The organism is Streptomyces sp. AcH 505, assembly GCF_000818175.1.
Classification (GTDB): Bacteria; Actinomycetota; Actinomycetes; order Streptomycetales; family Streptomycetaceae; genus Streptomyces.
The window spans coordinates 6,674,325-6,692,649 of sequence record NZ_JTIY01000001.1; the positions used below are offsets into that span (position 1 = coordinate 6,674,325).

Annotated in this window: 20 protein-coding genes; 13 read left to right on the forward strand and 7 right to left on the reverse strand. The window is 71.6% G+C overall.

Annotation, left to right across the window (positions count from 1 at the left end; all coding sequences use genetic code 11):
- Nucleotides 1-35: 35 nt before the first annotated feature.
- Nucleotides 36-1,133, forward strand: coding sequence for an FAD-dependent oxidoreductase (locus tag HY68_RS29270; RefSeq protein WP_041994499.1), 1,098 nt, complete (start codon nt 36-38; stop codon nt 1,131-1,133).
- A gap of 45 nt (nt 1,134-1,178) precedes the next feature.
- Nucleotides 1,179-1,874: a GNAT family N-acetyltransferase gene (locus HY68_RS29275; RefSeq protein ID WP_041994501.1), complete on the forward strand. Its 696-nt coding sequence runs from the start codon at nt 1,179-1,181 to the stop codon at nt 1,872-1,874.
- Between the two features lie 98 nt (nt 1,875-1,972).
- Here HY68_RS29275 and HY68_RS29280 read toward each other — a convergent pair whose 3' ends face one another.
- The 4 genes from HY68_RS29280 to HY68_RS46080 form a co-directional block, all read right to left on the reverse strand.
- Nucleotides 1,973-2,953, reverse strand: coding sequence for a transporter substrate-binding domain-containing protein (locus HY68_RS29280; RefSeq protein WP_198533366.1), 981 nt, complete (start codon nt 2,951-2,953; stop codon nt 1,973-1,975).
- Between the two features lie 88 nt (nt 2,954-3,041).
- Nucleotides 3,042-3,815, reverse strand: coding sequence for an amino acid ABC transporter ATP-binding protein (locus tag HY68_RS29285; protein WP_041994503.1), 774 nt, complete (start codon nt 3,813-3,815; stop codon nt 3,042-3,044).
- Nucleotides 3,812-4,807 (reverse strand): amino acid ABC transporter permease, encoded by a 996-nt coding sequence (locus HY68_RS29290; protein ID WP_041994505.1) that lies wholly within the window; start codon nt 4,805-4,807, stop codon nt 3,812-3,814. The genes HY68_RS29285 and HY68_RS29290 overlap by 4 nt, the downstream gene beginning before the upstream one ends.
- Before the next feature lie 201 nt (nt 4,808-5,008).
- A complete protein-coding gene (locus tag HY68_RS46080; RefSeq protein ID WP_277816772.1) occupies nt 5,009-5,134 on the reverse strand; it encodes a putative leader peptide in 126 nt (41 codons plus the stop codon).
- Nucleotides 5,135-5,415: 281 nt separating this feature from the next.
- Between HY68_RS46080 and HY68_RS44195 the strand changes: the two genes are divergently transcribed.
- From HY68_RS44195 to HY68_RS29320, 7 genes are all read left to right on the forward strand, one after another.
- The gene (locus HY68_RS44195) at nt 5,416-5,565 is read left to right on the forward strand and encodes a putative leader peptide (protein ID WP_198533447.1); all 150 of its coding nucleotides are present in this window, start codon (nt 5,416-5,418) and stop codon (nt 5,563-5,565) included.
- Between the two features lie 190 nt (nt 5,566-5,755).
- Nucleotides 5,756-6,961, forward strand: a complete 1,206-nt coding sequence (locus HY68_RS29295) for an LLM class flavin-dependent oxidoreductase (RefSeq protein WP_041994507.1) — start codon at nt 5,756-5,758, stop codon at nt 6,959-6,961.
- An 81-nt stretch (nt 6,962-7,042) separates the two neighbouring features.
- Nucleotides 7,043-8,419: an NtaA/DmoA family FMN-dependent monooxygenase gene (locus tag HY68_RS29300; protein WP_041994509.1), complete on the forward strand. Its 1,377-nt coding sequence runs from the start codon at nt 7,043-7,045 to the stop codon at nt 8,417-8,419.
- The gene (locus HY68_RS29305) at nt 8,416-9,489 is read left to right on the forward strand and encodes an LLM class flavin-dependent oxidoreductase (RefSeq protein ID WP_041994512.1); all 1,074 of its coding nucleotides are present in this window, start codon (nt 8,416-8,418) and stop codon (nt 9,487-9,489) included. The genes HY68_RS29300 and HY68_RS29305 overlap by 4 nt, the downstream gene beginning before the upstream one ends.
- 39 nt (nt 9,490-9,528) lie before the next feature.
- Nucleotides 9,529-10,653, forward strand: coding sequence for an LLM class flavin-dependent oxidoreductase (locus HY68_RS29310; protein ID WP_041994514.1), 1,125 nt, complete (start codon nt 9,529-9,531; stop codon nt 10,651-10,653).
- A complete protein-coding gene (locus HY68_RS29315; protein ID WP_041994515.1) occupies nt 10,650-11,171 on the forward strand; it encodes a flavin reductase family protein in 522 nt (173 codons plus the stop codon). The genes HY68_RS29310 and HY68_RS29315 overlap by 4 nt, the downstream gene beginning before the upstream one ends.
- Nucleotides 11,172-11,180: 9 nt before the next feature.
- On the forward strand, nt 11,181-11,996 hold the full coding sequence (locus HY68_RS29320) for a DUF1684 domain-containing protein (RefSeq protein WP_041994518.1): 816 nt from the start codon (nt 11,181-11,183) through the stop codon (nt 11,994-11,996).
- A gap of 21 nt (nt 11,997-12,017) precedes the next feature.
- Here the strand turns inward: HY68_RS29320 and HY68_RS29325 are convergent, their stop codons facing one another.
- Entirely contained in the window at nt 12,018-12,593 is a 576-nt protein-coding gene (locus tag HY68_RS29325) for a TetR/AcrR family transcriptional regulator (protein ID WP_041994521.1), read from the reverse strand.
- 82 nt (nt 12,594-12,675) lie between these two features.
- Between HY68_RS29325 and HY68_RS29330 the strand changes: the two genes are divergently transcribed.
- On the forward strand, nt 12,676-13,551 hold the full coding sequence (locus tag HY68_RS29330; protein WP_041994523.1) for an NmrA family NAD(P)-binding protein: 876 nt from the start codon (nt 12,676-12,678) through the stop codon (nt 13,549-13,551).
- Here HY68_RS29330 and HY68_RS29335 read toward each other — a convergent pair.
- Complete coding sequence (locus HY68_RS29335) at nt 13,540-14,049, reverse strand: MarR family transcriptional regulator (RefSeq protein WP_041994527.1); 510 nt, start codon at nt 14,047-14,049, stop codon at nt 13,540-13,542. The genes HY68_RS29330 and HY68_RS29335 overlap by 12 nt on opposite strands.
- 39 nt (nt 14,050-14,088) lie before the next feature.
- On the opposite strand from HY68_RS29335, the gene HY68_RS29340 reads away from it, so the two are divergent.
- A complete protein-coding gene (locus HY68_RS29340) occupies nt 14,089-15,072 on the forward strand; it encodes an EamA family transporter (RefSeq protein ID WP_198533367.1) in 984 nt (327 codons plus the stop codon).
- A gap of 304 nt (nt 15,073-15,376) precedes the next feature.
- Nucleotides 15,377-16,261, forward strand: a complete 885-nt coding sequence (locus tag HY68_RS29345; protein ID WP_041994532.1) for a glutathione S-transferase C-terminal domain-containing protein — start codon at nt 15,377-15,379, stop codon at nt 16,259-16,261.
- Nucleotides 16,262-16,322: 61 nt separating this feature from the next.
- On the opposite strand, the gene HY68_RS29350 is transcribed toward HY68_RS29345, so the two are convergent.
- A complete protein-coding gene (locus tag HY68_RS29350; protein WP_041994533.1) occupies nt 16,323-17,456 on the reverse strand; it encodes an LLM class flavin-dependent oxidoreductase in 1,134 nt (377 codons plus the stop codon).
- A 504-nt stretch (nt 17,457-17,960) separates the two neighbouring features.
- Between HY68_RS29350 and HY68_RS45660 the strand changes: the two genes are divergently transcribed.
- The coding region (locus HY68_RS45660; RefSeq protein WP_241778711.1) for an FAD/NAD(P)-binding protein at nt 17,961-18,325 on the forward strand (365 nt) is incomplete at its 3' end.

An 18,325-nucleotide genomic window follows, 5' to 3' on the forward strand; every position in this document is an offset into this window, starting at 1 on the left:
GGCACGGCCCCGGGCCACGAGAGGAGAACAACGCCATGGCACGACGGGTAGTCGTCATCGGCGGCGGTGTCATGGGGTCGTCAGCGGCCTGGCACCTCGCCGCACGGGGTGACCGGGTCACCCTCCTGGAACAGTTCCGGCCGGGCCACGACCGGGGCAGCTCGCACGGCAGCTCCCGGATCTTCCGCATCGCCTACGCGGACCCGTTCTACGTCTCGCTCGCGGTACGGGCGCTGCCGCTGTGGCAGCGGCTCGAAGAGGAGACGGGGACGTCCGTACTGTCCCTCACCGGCTGCGTCGACCACGGTCCCGAGCAGGCGACCTCGGCGCTGCGCGACGTGCTCACCCTGGCCGGCCGGCCGAGCGAGACACTGAGCCCGGAGGCCGCGGCCGAGCGCTGGCCCGGCATCCGGGCCGACTCGACGGCGCTCTTCCACCCGGAGGCGGGACGGCTGAACGCGGACGCGGCCGTGGCGGCGCTCCAGCGGGCCGCCGAGCTGAAGGGCGCCGAGATCCGGCACGGCGTACGCGTCACCTCGCTGACCCACCGCGGCGGCGGTGTGGAATTGGTCACCGACCAGCAGGAGACATTCGCGGCGGACGCCGTCGTGTGCGCCGTGGGCGGCTGGGCACCGGCCACCCTGGGACCCGTCGTACCGGGCCTGCCGCCGATGCGCGTCACGCAGGAGCAGCCGCTGCACTTCCCGGCGGCCGACGCGCTCGACTGGCCGAGCTTCATCCACCACGAGGGCGCGGGCCTGACCGTCGGCGGCGGTGTCTACGGACTGGGTAGTGTGGACGGTGTCAAAGCCGGATTCCACGGGGTGGGGCCCGTCGTCGACCCGGACCACCGGGACCGTACCGTCGACCCCGCGGCGCGCGAGCGCCTGGCGGAGTACGCGGCGAAGTGGCTGCCCGGGGTGGACGCCACCGCGCCGGCCGCCACCACCTGTCTCTACACCACCACCCCCGACCACGACTTCGTCATCGACCGGGCGGGTCCCGTCACCGTGCTCGCCGGCTTCTCGGGACACGGCTTCAAATTCGGCTCGGTCATCGGCGAACTCGCCGCAGGGCTCGTCCACGGCGAACCCGGCTCCCGCCGGTTCGCCCTCGGCAGGCACAGCGGCTGACCTCAGCGCGCAGCCGACCCCATCGAACGGAGTGTCACCACAGTCATGGCCACGACCACAGAGCCGCACATTCTCGACAACCCGGCCTGGGCCGCGCTGTCGGGGCCGCACGCCCACCTCGCCGAGCGCATCGGCTCGGCCGCACGCTACCCCTCCGACGTGTCGCCGTTCGTCGCGGTCGGCGACCCGCGGGAGCCGCACAGCTGGGCCGACCTGGCCGCGCTGATCGGCCCCGGCGGTACGACCGTGGTCACCGGCGTCGGTGACGTCCCCGACGGCTGGGAGACCCTGGATTCGGTGGCCGGCGTCCAGCTCGTCGCCACCGGCCTGCGCACCGAGGCCGACCCGGCGGCGGTACGGCTCGGTCCCGCCGACGTGCCGGACATGCTCGACCTGGTCGACCGCACCCGGCCCGGTCCTTTCCTGCCCCGCACGATCGTCCTCGGCGCGTACTACGGCATCCGCGAGGACGGCAGGCTCGTCGCGATGGCGGGGGAGCGGCTGCGGCTGCCCGGCTGGACCGAGATCAGCGCCGTCTGCACCGACGAGGCGTACCGGGGGCGGGGCCTCGCCGCCCGGCTGATCCGGCACGTCGGCGCCGGGATCGTCGCCCGGGGCGACACGCCGTTCCTGCACACGGCCGCGGGGAACACCAACGCCATCCGGCTCTACGAGGCGCTGGGCTTCACCCAGCGGCGCAACCCGCTGTTCCGTACGGTGCGGGCCCCGCAGGCCGGGTGACAGCCACCCCACACACGATGCGGCGAGGCGCCTGAGCGCCTCGCCGCTTTGTCGTTCTGTTGATCTGTCGTTCTGTCGCTATGCCGTGCGGAGCCGGCTCAGAAGGTGGCCGGCGGGTTCAGCTCGGACTTGGCGATGCCGGTGCCGGGCACGCCCCACTTCTTGAAGATCTTGGCGTAGTCGCCGTCGGCGATCAGCTTGTTGACGGCGTCGGTCAGGGCCTGGGCGACGGGGGAGCCCTTCTTCGTGACGAAGCCGACCGGGGTCGTGCTGACCTCGCCGAGGAACTTGGTCCCCGGCAGCCGCTTCTGGTCGTACTTGACCCCCAGCGTCGGACCGAAGTAGATGTCCACCTTGCCGTTGGCGAGCCCCAGGAAGATAGGCGCGGTGTCGGCGAAGTACGTCACCTTGTACGGCTTCTTGCCGGCCGCGGCGCACTTGGGCGCGCCGGTGGTGAGGATCTGCTGGAAGGTCGAGCCGGAGCTGGTCGCGATGTTCAGCCCGCACACGTCGGTGACGCTGGTCGCCTTGTCGATGTCCGCGTCCTTGGAGCCGAGGAAGGCCTGCCCGTCGCTGAGGTACGTGGCGAAGTCCACGACCTTCTCGCGGTCCTTGGTCACCCCGAAGTTGTCCTGGCCCACGTCGTACTTGCCGTTCTGCACACCGGGGATGACGGTGGGGAACGTGCCGTACCCCACCTTCCAGGTGATGCCGAGCACCTTGGCGACGGCGTTGCGCAGATCCACGTCGAGGCCGATGTCCTTGCCGTCCACCTGACCGCCGTGCGGCAGGTTGTTGGTCCCCGGCACGAGTGTGGTGCCCAGGGAGAGCGTGCCGCTCTCGCGGACGGCGGCCGGCAGTTTCGCGCTCAGCGCCGGGTCGGCCTTGATCGCCGAGACGACGTCCTCCTTCGGCACCGGCACATCGGCCGGCGCGCCGGCCTTCACGTCGGCCGCGGGCGAGCTGCCCGGGTCGGACGAGTCGCCGCAGGCGGCGAGCAGGGCGAGGGCGGCGGCCCCGGCGACGGTGGTGGCGGCGAGGCGCGGGACACGGCGGGCGAGCAGTCTTTCGGTGGTCACGATGTGCCTTTCGGAGGGTGGTGCCACAGCACAGGGGGTGGTGGCCGACGCGCGGAGCGGCCGACGGGGACGATCGGGGGAGGTGGTGTCAGAGGACCGCGGAGAGGAAGGTGCGGGCCCGCTCGTGCTGCGGGTTGGTCAGCACTTCGGCGGGGGGCCCCGATTCGATGATCCGGCCGCCGTCGAGGAAGACCATCGTGTCGGCGACCTCCCGCGCGAAGCCCATCTCGTGGGTGACCACGATCATGGTGTTGCCGCTCAGCGCCAGGTCCTTCATCACGGCGAGCACCTCACCGACGAGTTCCGGGTCGAGGGCGCTCGTCGGCTCGTCGAACAGCAGCAGCCGCGGCTCCATGGCCAGCGCGCGGGCGATGGCCACCCGCTGCTGCTGGCCGCCGGACATCTGCCGGGGGTACGAGTTCTCGCGGCCGGCGAGGCCCACCCGCGCGAGCAGTTCACGGGCCCGCTCGGCGGCCTGCTTCCTGCCGACGCCGCGTACGGCCACGGGGGCCTCGGTGATGTTCTCCAGCACGGTCATGTGCGGGAAGAGGTTGAACTGCTGGAAGACCATGCCGACGTGCGCGCGCTGCTTGGTGATCGACCGCGCCCGCAGCTCGTGCAGCTTGCCGCCGTCGTGCCGGTAGCCGACGATGTCGCCGCCCACCTCGACGAAGCCGGCGTCGGGCCGCTCCAGATGATTGACGCAGCGCAGCAGGGTGGACTTGCCGGAGCCCGAGGGGCCCAGCATGACGGTCACTTCCCCTTCGCGTACGTCGAGGTCGATACCGTCCAGGACGGTGTGCGCGCCGAAACTCTTGCGCAGCCCCCGGATCCTTACGAGGGGTGTCTCGGCCCCGGTCATGACAGACCTCCCAGGTCGGCCTTGGTCCGTCCGAAGAGCGGAATGTTGCCCCGCGCGATCTGCCAGAAGCCGCGGCCCGAACGGCCGCCGCCCTGGCCGCGCTTGCTGCCGCGCGCGTAGTAACGCTCGACGTAGTACTGGCCGATCGACAGCAGGGTGGTGAGGATGATGTACCAGATGGTGGCGACCAGCAGCAGCGGCATGATCAGGTAGTTCTGGTTGTAGATCAGCTGCGCCGAGTAGAGCAGGTCCTGCACGGCGATCACGCTGACGATCGAGGTGGCTTTCAGCATGCCGATGAGCATGTTTCCCGAGGCGGGGATGATCGCCGGCATCGCCTGCGGCAGCACGATCTTGCGGAAGATCCGGCCGCCGCCGAGCCCCAGCGCCTGCGCCGCCTCGGCCTGGCCGTGGTCGACGGCGAGAATTCCGCCCCTGACGATCTCGGCGGAGAACGCGGCCACGTCCAGCGTCAGCGCCACATACGCGGCGAGCACACCACTGAACAGGTGCGCGGTCTTGACCGTGACGAACTCGTGGCCGAAGGGGATGCCCAGCGACAACCGTGGGTAGAGCGAGGCCAGTTCGTACCAGAAGAGCAGCTGCACCAGCGGCGGCACCGACCGGATCAGCCACACGTAGCCGAAACTCAGGCCCCGCAGCACGGGGTTGGTGGAGAGCCGCATCGCCGCGATGCCGATGCCCAGCAGGTAGCCGCTGACCATGACGGCGGCGGTGAGCCACAACGTCAGCTCAAGGCCGCGCAGGATCGAGCTGCCCAGGAAGTAGCTCCCCACGACGTCCCACTGGAACCTCTTGTTGGTCACCAGTGTGTTCACCAGCATCGCGAACAGCACGAGCAGGACCAGGGCGGAGATCCACTGCCCGGGCCGGCGCAGCGGGACCAGCTTCGCCGCGAGGAGCTGCTGGTCGGTGGGTTTTTCGGCCAGTGCGGCGGTGGGTTCGCGTTTGAAGGTGTCCGGACTTGCCATGTCTCGTGCTTCCCGTCTCGTCGGGTGGCGCGACAGTGCGCAGCGGCGGGGATGGTGTGGGTACGACCGTGCGCGCCGCGGCGCGTTGCTACGCGTGCGACGTCGGGAGGGCCGGGCAGGAGAAAGCGTGCCGTGTGCGTCTTCGGGCACGGCAGGGTGGGCGCTCGGCGCCTGAAGCGGGATGTACGGTGCGGCGGTGGGTCAGTGGAGCCGGGAGATGCCCGGACACAGGGCGCTGTTCACGCGCAGCAGGTCCACATGGCGCCGCGAGACGCGCGACTGGAAGGATCCGGGACAGCGGGTGCGGCCACGCTCGTGCGTATGCATCTCCGCCTCCTCGGTCCGGTCCGGCTCCGCACGGGAGCACACAGTCAAAATCTCTGGCCAACGGTAACTGCCCGGTGACTTCCAGACAATCCCCGCTCAGGTGATCGTGCTCGCATCGTGCCCGGACGCCGGGGGATTGTGCCGGACGCCGATACGGAGTTACGGTTTGAGCAGGTTATGAGTGTCGGCAGACGGCTCCGGACGGGTGTCCGGACCCTACGGGCCGACCGGCAACCCCTCGGCGCTGCGGGGTGCTCCAGTCGAGGGTGGAGGTGACGGCAGTGCGAGCAGGATCCGACCGGGCCGTGACCGGCATCTTCCGCATCCGCGCCGTCGCGATGTTCTCCCGGCGCCACATCGATCTGCAGCGCGTCGCCGGCGCCCTGTGTCCGGCGTACGAGCACGCCGTCGCGCACAGCGCTCAAGCCTGAGCCTGAGCCGCACAGCTCCCCGCCGAGCGGCGCGGGGCTGAGCCGCGCGCGACCCACGGACGCACAGCGCCTCCCGGATTCCCGTTTTCGCCGAACTCCGCCCGGACCCGACACCGGTGCGGACGCCCTTCGGCGTGTTCCCGGTCGTCCGGTCACACGAGATTCCCGTTCGAGCAGGAAGCGGTACGCCATGCCCCGATCACCCTCAGCCCTCCATCTGGCCGTCGCACTCGACGGTGCGGGCTGGCATCCCGCGGCCTGGCGGGAGCCGGCCGCCCGGCCGGGCGAACTGTTCACCGCGCGCTACTGGGCCGATCTCGTCACCGAGGCCGAGCAGGGCCTGCTGGACCTCGTGACCATCGAGGACGCACTGAGCCTCCAGTCCACCGACCTGGACGGCCTCGACGGAAGGACCGACCAGGTACGGGGGCGGCTCGACGCGGTACTGATCGCCGCCCGGATCGCACCGCTGACCCGGCACATCGGCCTGGTGCCGACCACGGTGGTGACCCACACCGAGCCGTTCCACGTGTCCAAGGCGATCGCCACCGTCGACTTCGTCAGCGGCGGCCGCGCCGGCGTCCGGGTGAAGGTGTCCGGGCGCGGCGACGAAGCCGCCCACTTCGGCCGCCGTACCGTGCCCCGCCTGCGCGTCGATGAGCTGGACACACCGGCGGGCCGCGCCGCGCTCAAGGAACTCTTCGACGAGGCCGCCGACTACGTCGAGGTGCTGCGCAGACTCTGGGACAGCTGGGAGGACGACGCGGAGATCCGTGACGCCGCCACCGGTCGCTTCATCGACCGCGAGAAGTTGCACTACATCGACTTCGAGGGCGACAGGTTCAGCGTCAAGGGACCCTCCATCACCCCGCGCCCGCCGCAGGGCCAGCCGATCGTGTCGGCCCTGGCACACAGGACCGAGCCGTTCCGGCTGGTCGCCCGCTCGGCCGACCTCGGATTCGTCACCCCGCGCGACACCGCGCACGCCACGGAGATCGTCACCGAGATCCGCGAGGCGCAGACCGCCGCCGGGCGGGCCGACGAGACGGTCCACGTCTTCGGCGACCTGGTGGTGTTCATCGACGACGACCCGGCGGCCGCCGCCGACCGGAAGGCCGCGCTGGACGAGCGCGCCGGCGCCCCGTACACCAGCGACGCGCGGGTCTTCACCGGTACGCCCGCCCAACTGGCGGACCTGCTCCAGGACTTGCAGCAGGCGGGACTGACCGGATTCCGGCTGCGGCCCGGCACGCTGCCGCACGACCTGACCGGGATCACCCGCGGGCTCGTGCCCGAACTCCAGCGCCGTGGCGCGTTCCGCACCGAATACCGGGCGGACACCCTGCGCGGGCTGCTCGGCCTCACCCGTCCCGTCAACCGCTACGCCGACGTCTGAGGCCAGGCCACGCCTCGACGAGACACCGCAGTTGAGACGACCGCAGCGCAGACGCCCGCAAAGACGAAGGACGCACCTCGTATGAGCAAGCCCCTGAAGCAGATCCATCTGGCAGCGCACTTCCCCGGAGTCAACAACACCACCGTCTGGACCGACCCGGCGTCCGGCAGCCAGATCGACTTCAGCTCTTTCGCCCATCTCGCCCGCACCGCCGAACGCGCCAAGTTCGACTTCCTGTTCCTCGCCGAAGGTCTGCGGCTGCGCGAGCAGAACAACCAGATCTACGACCTGGACGTGGTCGGCCGGCCCGACACCTTCACCGTGCTGAGCGCGCTCGCCGCCGTCACGGACAAGCTCGGCCTGGCCGGCACCATCAACTCCACCTTCAACGAACCGTACGACGTGGCACGGCAGTTCGCGTCCCTGGACCATCTGTCGGCCGGCCGCGCCGCGTGGAACGTCGTCACCTCCTGGGACGAGTTCACCGGGCAGAACTTCCGCCGCGGCGGCTATCTGGCCCAGGAGGACCGCTACGAGCGTGCCCGGCAGTTCCTCGCCGCCACCTGGGAGCTGTTCGACTCCTGGCAGGGTGACGAGATCGTCGCCGACAAGGAGTCCGGGACCTTCCTGAAGAACCCGGCGCCGGGCCGATTCGACCACCACGTCAGCCAGTTCGACATCAGCGGTCACTTCGACGTCCCGCGCAGCCCGCAGGGCCGGCCGGTGATCTTCCAGGCGGGGGACTCCGAGGAGGGCCGGGAGTTCGCCGCCGCCGGCGCCGACGCCATCTTCACCCGGCACGGCACCCTGGAGGACGGCCGGGCGTTCTACGCCGACGTCAAACGGCGCCTCGCCCGCTACGGCCGCTCGCCCGACGACCTGAAGATCCTGCCCGGTGTCACCTACGTGCTCGGTGACACCGACGCCGAGGCGCGGGAGCGCGCGGACGTCGTCCGCCACCAGCAGGTCAGCGGGCAGACCGCGATCAAGTTCCTGGAACAGCTCTGGAACCGCGACCTCAGCTCCTACGACCCCGACGGGCCGCTGCCCGCCATCGACCCGCTGGTCGGCGAGAACACCGTCGCACGCGGCCGGGCCAGTGTCCGGATGCACCGCGACCCGCTCGCCACGGCGGCGCAGTGGCGCGCCCTGGCCGAGGAGAAGAAGCTCTCGATCCGCGAGCTGATCATCGAGGTGACCGGCCGGCAGTCGTTCATCGGCAGCCCCGCCACGGTCGCCGACGCGCTCGACGAGTTCGTGCAGACCGACGCGGGCGACGGCTTCATCCTCGTACCGCACCTGGTCCCCGGCGGCCTCGACGAGTTCGCCGACACGGTCGTACCGCTGCTCCAGGAGCGCGGGGTGTTCCGCACCGAGTACGAGGGCGACACCCTGCGCGACCACCTCGGGCTCGGGGAACTGCGCGCCGGGGACGCCGACAGGAGGGCGGCCTCGTGAAGTTCCTGGCCATCACCCTGATCGTGCATGCCCCGGACCCCACCACCGGTGTGCGCAAATCCACCCAGGACCGGTTCCGCGAAGTGATCGGCAACGCGCTGCTCGCCGAGGAGCTGGGCTTCGACGGCTTCGGTGTCGGCGAGCGGCACGAGCGCCCGTTCATCTCGTCGTCCCCGCCGGTGGTGCTCAGCCATCTGGCCGCGCTGACCAAGCGGATACGGCTGTTCACCGCGGTGACGACGCTGAGCCTGCTCGACCCGGTGCGCGCCTACGAGGACTACGCCACGCTGGACCATCTGTCCCAGGGCCGGCTCGAACTGATCATCGGCAAGGGGAACGGCGCGGCGCAGCGCGAGCTGTTCCACGTCACGCCCGACGACCAGTGGGACCGCAACGCCGAGTCGTACGAGCTGTTCCGGCAGATCTGGCGCAACGACAAGGTCACCGCTTCGCCCCGGTTCCGCGGCTCGTTGGAGGACGCCGAGGTCTGGCCCCGGCCGCTCCAGCAGCCGGTACGGGTCTGGCACGGCAGCGCGACCAGCCAGGAGTCGGTGGATCTCGCGGCGCGCTACGGCGATCCGCTGTTCTCCGCCAACGTCACCAACCCGATCGAGCCGTACGCGGAACTGGTCCGGTACTACCGCGAGCGGTGGGCGCACTACGGGCACGACCCGGCGCTCGCCACGGTCGGCGCCGGGTCGGCCGGGTCGTACACGGCGCGTACGTCGCAGCAGGCGCTCGCCGACTACCGCCCCGTCTTCGAGGGCCAGTTGGCCATGCAGAAGCGGCTCGGCGCCGATCCGGTCTTCACCACGCTGGAGGACTTCGTCGAGCGCAGCTCCGCGCTGGTCGGCAGTCCGCAGCAGGTGATCGAGAAGGTGCACCGGTATCACGAGCAGTTCGGCCACACCGTGCTCCATGTGCACGCCGACGCGAGCGGGCTCACCGACGCCCAGCACCGCGACAGCCTGGAGCTGTTCCAGTCGGACGTCGCCCCCGTCCTGCGCCGCGAGATCCCCGACCCGCCGTGGAACTGGGGCCCGGTCGTGCCCGAACTCGCCGCCCACTGACGCCGCCCACCGACGCCGCCCACCGACAGGGAGTATCCCGTGGCCAACACACCTCTCGCGGTACTGGACCTCGTGCCGATCTCCTCCGGCTCGGACGCCGCCCAGGCACTGCGTAACAGCATCGACCTGGCGCGGCACGCCGAGCGGCTGGGCTACGCCCGCTACTGGTTCGCCGAACACCATCTCAACCCCGGCGTCGCCGGTACGTCCCCCGCCGTGCTGCTGGCCCTGACCGCCGCGGCGACCTCCACCATCAGACTCGGCTCCGGGGCCGTGCAGCTCGGCCATCGCACCGCGCTCGCCACCGTCGAGGAGTTCGGGCTGCTCGACACCGCGTACCCCGGCCGGTTCGACCTCGGCCTCGGCAGGTCGGGCGGCAAACCGCCGGCCACGACGGACGCGCCGCCGGTCGCTACGGACGTCGTCGACGGCCGCACCCCCGGCGGGCTCAGAATCCCGGCCAGGTTCTCCTTCGAGCACCTGCTGAAGTCGCCGCGCTTCGTCCTGCACAAGAAGCTGCTCCAGCAGCCGGGCGCCGAATCCCAGCCCTACGACGAGCAGATAGCCGACATCCTCGCGCTGCTGGACGGTACGTACACCGCCGACAACGGCGTGGAGGCGCATATCGTGCCCGGCGAGGGCGCCGACCTCCAGGTGTGGATCCTGGGCAGCAGCGCGGGGATCAGCGCACAGGTCGCCGGCGCCAACGGGCTGCGGTTCGCAGCGAATTACCACGTCAGCCCGGCCACCGTACTGGAGGCGGCGGCGGGTTACCGCGCCGCCTTCAAGCCGTCGGCCGAGCTGGACCGGCCGTACGTCAGCGTCTCGGCCGACGTGGTCGTCGCCGAGGACGAGGCCACGGCGCGTGAGCTGGCCACCGGCTACGGCCTGTGGGTGCGCAGCATCCGCAGCGGCGAGGGCGCCATCCAGTTCCCCAGCCCGGAGGAGGCACGCGCCCACCCCTGGACGCCGGAGGACACGGCGCTGGTCGCCGACCGGGTGGAGACCCAGTTCGTCGGCACACCGGGGCAGGTCGCCGACCAGCTGGAGATCCTCAGGGACGCCACCGGCGCCGACGAGCTGGTCATCACCTCGATCACCCACGACCACGCCGACCGCGTCCGTACGTACGAGCTGCTCGCCGAGGAATGGAGCGGGCGATGAGCGTGACCCGGACACGATGCGTGGACGCGGCGCCGCCGGCGCTGCAACCCGCCGAGCTGCGCCGGGTGTTCGGCGCGTTCCCCACCGGGGTCACCGCGATCGCCGCCCTCGCCGACGGGGCGCCGGTCGGCCTCGCGGCGAGTTCGTTCACCTCCGTGTCGCTCGACCCGCCGCTGGTGTCGGTGTGCGTGGCCCACAGCTCGACCACCTGGCCCGTGCTGCGCGACCGGGACCGGCTCGGGGTCAGCGTGCTCGGCGCCCACCAAGAGGCCGCCGGACGGCAGTTGGCGGCGCGCGGCGCCGACAGGTTCGCCGGGCTCGGCTGGCGCGCGACCCCGGCGGGGGCGGTGCTGATCGACGGCGCGAGCGCCTGGTTCGACTGCTCCGTCGAGCAGCACATCCGGGCGGGCGACCACGACATCGTCCTGCTGCGCGTCCACGCGCTGGACGCCGATCACTCGGTGGTGCCGCTGGTGTTCCACGCCAGCCGGTTCCGCCGGCTCGAAGCAGATCTCTAGGGAGCCGACATGACCATCCAGGACACCGACCGGGCGGGCTTCGTCCAGCAGTGGGAGAAGTGGCACGAGGAACACGAGCGGTCGCTGGCCGACCCGCACGGCTTCCTCGCCGTCACCAGCCTGCGCTGGCTGGACGCCGAGCCCGCCCGATTCCCCGACGCGCCGGGCGTCTGGTCGACCACCGAGGACGGCGTGGTGGTCGAGCTGGCCGAGGGGGAGGAGCTGACCGTCGACGGCGAGGTGGTGCAGGGCAGGCACAGCTTCGGCGTCATCGCCGAGCGGGGCAGTGTGTACGCGGTGGCCGGCGACGCGGTGATCGAGGTCGCCAAACGCGGCGGCCACGACATCGTGCGCCCGCGCCACCCGGAGAACCCGCTGCGGGTCGAGCACACCGACACCCCGGCCTACGCCCCCGACCCGCTCTGGGCGCGCACCGGCCGCTACGTCCCCTTCGACGCACCGCGCGCGGTGACCGTGGGGGCAGCGGTCGAAGGGCTCCAGCATGTCTACGACGCCCCGGGCCAGGTCGAGTTCGAGGTGGCCGGTACGACACACCGGCTGACCGCCTTCAACGGCCGCGCGCCCGGCAGCCTCCTGGTGCTCTTCACCGACGCCACCTCCGGTGTGACGACGTACGCAGCGAACCGGGCCCTGGCGGTGGACGCCCCCGACGAACAGGGCGCGGTGGTCGTGGACTTCAACCGCGCGACGAACCTGCCCTGCGCCTACACCGACCTGGCCACCTGCCCGCTGCCGCCGGCCGAGAACCGGCTGCCGGTCGCGGTCGAGGCGGGCGAGAAGATCCCGCTGGAGCGCATCGGCTGACGAAGCGGCGTACGGCCCGGGTCAGTGCTCCGACTCGGGCCGCAGCCCGCTGATGAGGAAATTCACGAGCCGATCCGCCTGTTCCCGCGGCACCTGCTCGCTCGCCCAGGCCGCCGCGTTCATCAGCGCCGACACGTCGTCGCCCGTGGCGTCGTCCCGTACGACCCCCGCCTCGTGCGCCCGCGCCACGAGCCGGTCCGTGAGGTCGGCCATCCGCAGACAGGACGCGTGCAGCTCCGACGTCTCGTCGCCCCGTCCTTCGGCCAGCAACCCGGCCAGCCCCCGGTACGCGGCGGCGTGGGCCACCACCGCGCGGATCCAGCCGCTGAGGCCTTCCTGCGCCGACGCGTGGGTGAGCAGTTCCTCCCCGAACGCGTACAGCGTGCCGTGCCGCTCGCGCAGCAGCGCGCCGGCCAGGGCCACCCGGTTGGGGAAGTGCCCGTACAGCGTCCCGATCGCGACCCCTGCCTGACGTGCGATGCCGTCCAGCGGCGCCGCCGTGCCGTGTTCCCTGAAGGCGGTGTCGGCCACGGCCAGCAGGCGCTCGTAGTTGCGCCGGGCGTCGGCCCGTGGGCGCCGTGGGCGGGGCGTGCGCATACGCGGTACCTCTGTTAATTCGAGGGTGCCTCGACATACTATTTCGAGGAGGGCTCACTTTAGTCGATGCCGGGGAGAAGCGATGATCTTGGTGACGGGTGCGACCGGATCCGTCGGCGGCCATCTGGTGCGACGGCTGCGGCAGGACGGCGTGCCGTTCAAGGCGCTGGTGCGGGACGCGGCCAAAGGGCGCTCGCTGGGCTGCGACACCGTCCTCGGGGATTTCGACGACCCCGCCTCGATCGAGGCGGCCCTGGCGGGGGTTGACCGGCTCTTCCTGAACACGGCGGGCGCCGAGCCGGTGGAAGGCGAGCAGCCCATGGTGCGCCGGCAGAAGGCGGCCGTGGACGCCGCGGTGCGGGCCGGGGTGTCGAGCGTCGTGAAGGTGTCGGTCTGGCACGCCAGGGAAGGCGGCAAGCTCGCCGAAGGGGCGCACTGGCCGGCCGATCAGCATCTGAAGGCGTCCGGCCTGGGCTGGTCCCTGCTCCAGCCCAGCGGATTCATGCAGAACTTCCTGGCGCTCGGGGGTGTCTTCACCGCCGGAGGCGACTTCATCGGCGCGCCAGGCGACAGTCGCGTCTCCTACATCGACTGCCAGGACATCGCCGACTGCGCTGCGCGATTGCTCGTCCGCCCGGACCGCGGCAATGCGGCCTATGTGCTCACCGGCCCGCAGGCGCTCAGCCAGAGCGAGATCGCCGAGGAGCTGTCCGTCGCGCTGGGCAGGCGCGTACGGTACGTCGACCTCGCGCCTGCCGACCTGGCGGCCTCGCTCACCGTGCGGGGTGTGCCGGCACGCTTCGCCGCCGATGTCGCCGAGTTGTGGGGCGCGGTGGGCAGGGGCGCGCAGGCGACCACGACGACGGCGGTGCGGGAGCTGACGGGCCACGAGGCCCGGACGTTCGCGGAGTTCGTGCGCCGCCACCGCGACGCCCTGCGTGCGGTGTCAGGGCGCTGACGGCGGTTCGACGCTGGCCAGCCAGCGGGTGAGCAGCGTCTCCAGCTGCGCCGCCTCCTCCGGGGTCAGCGCGTCCAGCAGACGGCGCTCGCCCAGCATGTGCTCGGTGAACGCCCGGTCGATCAGCTCCCGGCCCGCCGGGGTGAGCGCGACCACCCGTCCCCTGCCGTCGCCCGCCGAGCGGCGGCGGGTGACGAGACCGCCGCGCTCCAGGCGGTCGACCCGTTTGGTCATGGCGCCGGTCGTGACCATCGTGTGCGAGGCCAGCTCGCCGGGGGCCCGCTCGTACGGCTCCCCGGCCCGTCTGAGCGCGGCCAGCACGTCGAACTCCCCCTCGCTCAGCCCGTATCGGCGGTAGACGAGGCAGAGCTGTTCCGTGAGCAGCGCGCCGAGGCGGTGCAGCCTGCCGATCACCCCCTGCGGGCGCACATCGACGTCGGGGCGCTCGCGCGCCCACGCGGCCTGGATACGGGCGACATGGTCGAGAGAATCGGACACCCCCGCATTATATCTTCCAGGGAAGTTATAATGGCTTCCATGGAAGCTACTTTGCGATGGGCGCTGGTCACGGCGATCGCGCCCGTGGCCTGGGGCACGAACTACTTCGTCACCCACGAGTACCTCCCGGCCGGCGCGCCGCTCTACGGCGCCGCCGTCAGGGCGCTGCCCGCCGGGCTGCTGCTCCTGCTGGTCCGCCGTCAACTGCCGCACGGCTCCTGGTGGTGGAAGTCGCTGGTGCTCGGCGTGCTCAACATCGGCGCGTTCTTCGTCCTGGTCTATCTCGCCGCCCAGCTGCTGCCGACCAGCATCGCCTCGTCCGTCATGGCCACCTCGCCCCTGGTCATGACGGCCCTCGCCTGGGGGCTGCTCGCCGAGCGCCCACGGCTGCCGCAGCTGGCCGGCGCCGGGGTCGGGATCGGCGGGGTGTGTCTCATGCTGCTCGCCGGTACGGGGGACGTGGACGGCGCGGGCGTCCTCGCCTCCGTCGGGGCCATGCTCATGTCGTCACTCGGCTACGTACTCGCCAAGCGGTGGAGCGCCGAGGTCGACGTCCTCGCCTCGACGTCCTGGCAGCTCCTCGCCGGCGGCCTGCTGCTGGTCCCCTTCGCCGTCGCCACAGAAGGCGCGCCGCCGGCCCTCGACGGTCCGGCGCTGCTCGGCTTCGGCTACGTCACCTTCGTGGCGACGGCGCTGGCGTTCGCCGCCTGGTTCGCCGGACTGCGCCGACTGCCCGCGGCGACCGTCGGCCTTGTCGGGCTGCTGAACCCAGTCACCGGCGTACTCCTCGGCATGGCCGTCGCCGGTGAGGTGCTCACGGCACGGCAGTGGTGCGGCCTCGCCCTGGTCCTGGCCGGCATCCTCCTGGGCGGTTCACGCCGTTCGCGCCGTTCGCGCCGGACGCGCGACGTACCCCGTACGGCGCCGGAACCGTTCTCACCATACGAGATGACTGACGGCAAGCAGCCGGGCACTCTTGACGGGGCGGCCAGGACGGCCGGAGACTCAAGGCTGGGACTCTAGCGAACGGGTAGGGCGACATGGGACGACCGGAGCTCGGCATCGACCGCACCTCCGCCATCGACCCGTCCATCCTGCTGACGTCCCGCCGCCACATCGACCTCCTGCGCGTCTGCAGCGCGGCAGGTCCCCTCGTCTGACGCGGCAACGGCGCCCCGTCGCCGTTCTGCACCGTGCGCGCGATCCTCGCCGGCCCGCAGAACGTGCCTCTTCCCCGCACACCCTCCATCACGTACGCGTTCGCACACCCACGCGTTCCGTCACGTACGCCTGCCCGCAGCACCAGCCTCCGGACCGAGGGAGACGCATGTCCGCCACATCCCCGACAGCAGAGCCGTCAGTCATCCGCGGAAGGATCGGGTGCGACGCGCGCAGCGGCCACTACCCGGTGCCGCGCCGCTACCGCCTCCACCTCTCGCCGTCCTGTCCCTACTGTCTGCAGATCGCCGTCACCCACAGCCTGCTCGAACTCGGCGACGCCCTCCCCGTGACCCTGCTCCCCGCCGTCCCCGACGCGCCCGAAGGCGGCTACACCGCGCTGCGCCCCCTCTACGAGGCCAGCTCGCACCACTATCCGGGGCCCGTCCTCGCTCCGGTGCTCAGCGACACCTGGACGGGGCGGCTGGTCAGCACGTACGCCCCCGACATCCTGCTCGACCTCGCCGAACGCTTCGGCGGCGCGGCTCCCGCGCTGCGCCCGCGCGGCACGGAGCGGGAGATCGACGAGCTCACCCGGCTCTGCGAACAGGACATCAACCAATCGGCGCGCCGCGCCGGCCGGCGCGACGCCGACTGCGCGACACGGGACAGCGCCCTGCGGACCCTGTTCCGCGCCCTCGACACGCTGGAGGAGCAGCTGGCGGGCCGTGCGTACGTGCTGGGCGACGACGGACCGACCGCCGCCGACGTGCAGGTCTGGGTGGCACTGCTGCTCCTCGACACCGTGCACCGCCCGCACCTGGGCGCCGCTGCCGCGCAGTGCGTCGCCGACTACCCGAACCTGTGGGCGTACGCCGAACGGCTCTCGGCCCACCGGGAATTCGGCGCACAGCTCCATCTGGACGCCATCCAGCAGCGGCACCACACACACCACGGCTGCCCGCCGCACACCGACACCACCACACTCGTCGACTGGGCCGCCCACGAAACGCGGTACGCGCCCGCCGGCAGCCCGGTCGAGTCGGGCTGCTGACAGGCGCGCGGGCGGGCGCGGACGGACAACCGAGAGCGGGGGAAGGCCCGGTGACGATCCGTCAGCCGGTCGCCACCAGGGCCTGCGGACCCCGCGCCCTGCCCTCGGCGTCCCGCTTGGCCACCTCTTCGCGCACCAGCGGAATGACATACCTGCCGAAGTCGATCGCGTCACCCAGCAGGTCGTAGCCACGGGCGGAGAGGATGTCCACACCGAGGTCGTAGTAGTCGAGCAGCGCCTGCGCCACCGTCTCCGGCGTCCCCACCAGGGCGTTGGAGTTACCGGCGCCCCCGGTGGCGGCCGCGGTCGGCGTCCACAGCGCCCGGTCGTACCGCTCGCCCTGCTGGGCGATGGACAGCAGCCGCTGCGACCCGGTGTTCTCCGGGGCGCCGCGCCGGTGATGGCGCACCACCGTCGCGTCGCCCTGCTCCTTGCGGGCCTTGATGGTGTCCACCGTGCGGTGCGCCTTCTCCCAGGCCAGCTCCTCGGTCGGCGCGATGATCGGCCGGAAGGCGACCTGGATACGGGGGGCCGTGGTGCGCCCGGCGGCGAGCGCCGCGGCCTTCACCCGCTCGATCTGCTCAGCGGTGCGCTCCAGCGGTTCGCCCCACAGGCAGTAGATGTCCGCCTCCGCGCCGCCCGCCTCGTACGCCGCGTCCGACGATCCGCCGAACGACACGTCGGGCCTGGGCTGTTGGACGGGAAAGACATCGCTGACGAAGTCGTGGAACCGGTAGTGCTCACCCTCGTGGTCGAACGCCTCGTGGGTGGTCCAGATCCGCTTGACCAGCTCGATGTACTCACGGGTCCGGGAGTACCGCTGGTCCTTGGTGAGGGTGTCGCCCTCACGGCCCTGCTCGTGGTCGTTGCCGCCGGTGATGAAATGTACGGTCAGCCGGCCCTCGCTGATCTGGTCCAGCGTCGCGAAGGTCTTGGCCGCGTACGTCGGGTACGAGACGTTCGGCCGGTGCGCCAGCAGGATCCGCAGCGTCTCGGTGCGTGCCGCGATGTACGCGGCGGCGGGCGCCGGGTCCGGCGATCCCGAACCGTACGCGAACAGGACCCGGTCCCAGCCGTGTTCCTCGTGGGCGCGGGCGAGCCGGAGTGTGTACTGCTTGTCGAAGGCGGCCCCCGAGCGGGCCGTGGTCTCCGATCCGTCGTTGGTGGCGGCGATGCCGAGAAACTCCACAGGCATGAGGAACCCTTCGCACGGCGTTGCGGGAACGGCGTCGAGAAGAAGTGGACGGGCGTGATGTGCGTGTGGGTGATCGGCAGCGTGCGCCCGGCGGGATTCAGGGAATCCGGCCCGCGACGGGGGGAACCGAGGGAGGGAAGGGCCGGTCAGGCGGCCCGCTGCCGGGTCAGGCGCAACACGATGCGGACCACACGCGACCGAAGTCGATGTGGTCACGGGTGACCAACGGCAGCTGTTCGTACATGCTGCCAATTGAGCACCCGACGTCGCACGAAGTCAACCGGTGCCCGCACTGTGGGCGGTGTGCCGTGGCCGACAGGCGCACCTTGACAGCCGGGCGGTTCGCGCGCGTACGATCGAGAGGTGTGCGGCGGCGGTGTGAACACCGCGTCGCACCGGCCGTGTTGAGGGACACGGTGCGCGTGATGACTACCGCTGCCCATGCCCCGCCGGAAGGCGCGGCGTCCGGAGCGGCCACCGACCGCACCCTCCGCCGGAGCCCTCATGCCCGCGTCACCGTCCGCGTCCCCCGATGTACCGCAGCTCCTCGGCGCCCCGCGCCCCGAGCCGGGCGCCGTGTCGGTCGTCATCGTCGGCGCGGGGCCCCGGGCCACCGGACTGCTGGAGCGGATCGCGGCGAACGCGGACGAACTGTGGCCCGGGGGACGGCGGTTGGAGATCCAGCTGGTCGACCCGTACCCGGCGGGACCCGGCCGGATCTGGCGGCACGACCAGTCACCGCTGCTGCGGATGAACTCCATGGCCGAGGACGTCACCATGTTCACGGACAGCAGCTGTGACATCGAGGGCCCGATACGGCCCGGACCCTCGCTCGCCGAATGGGCGGCCGCCGTCTCGGGGCGCGCCGC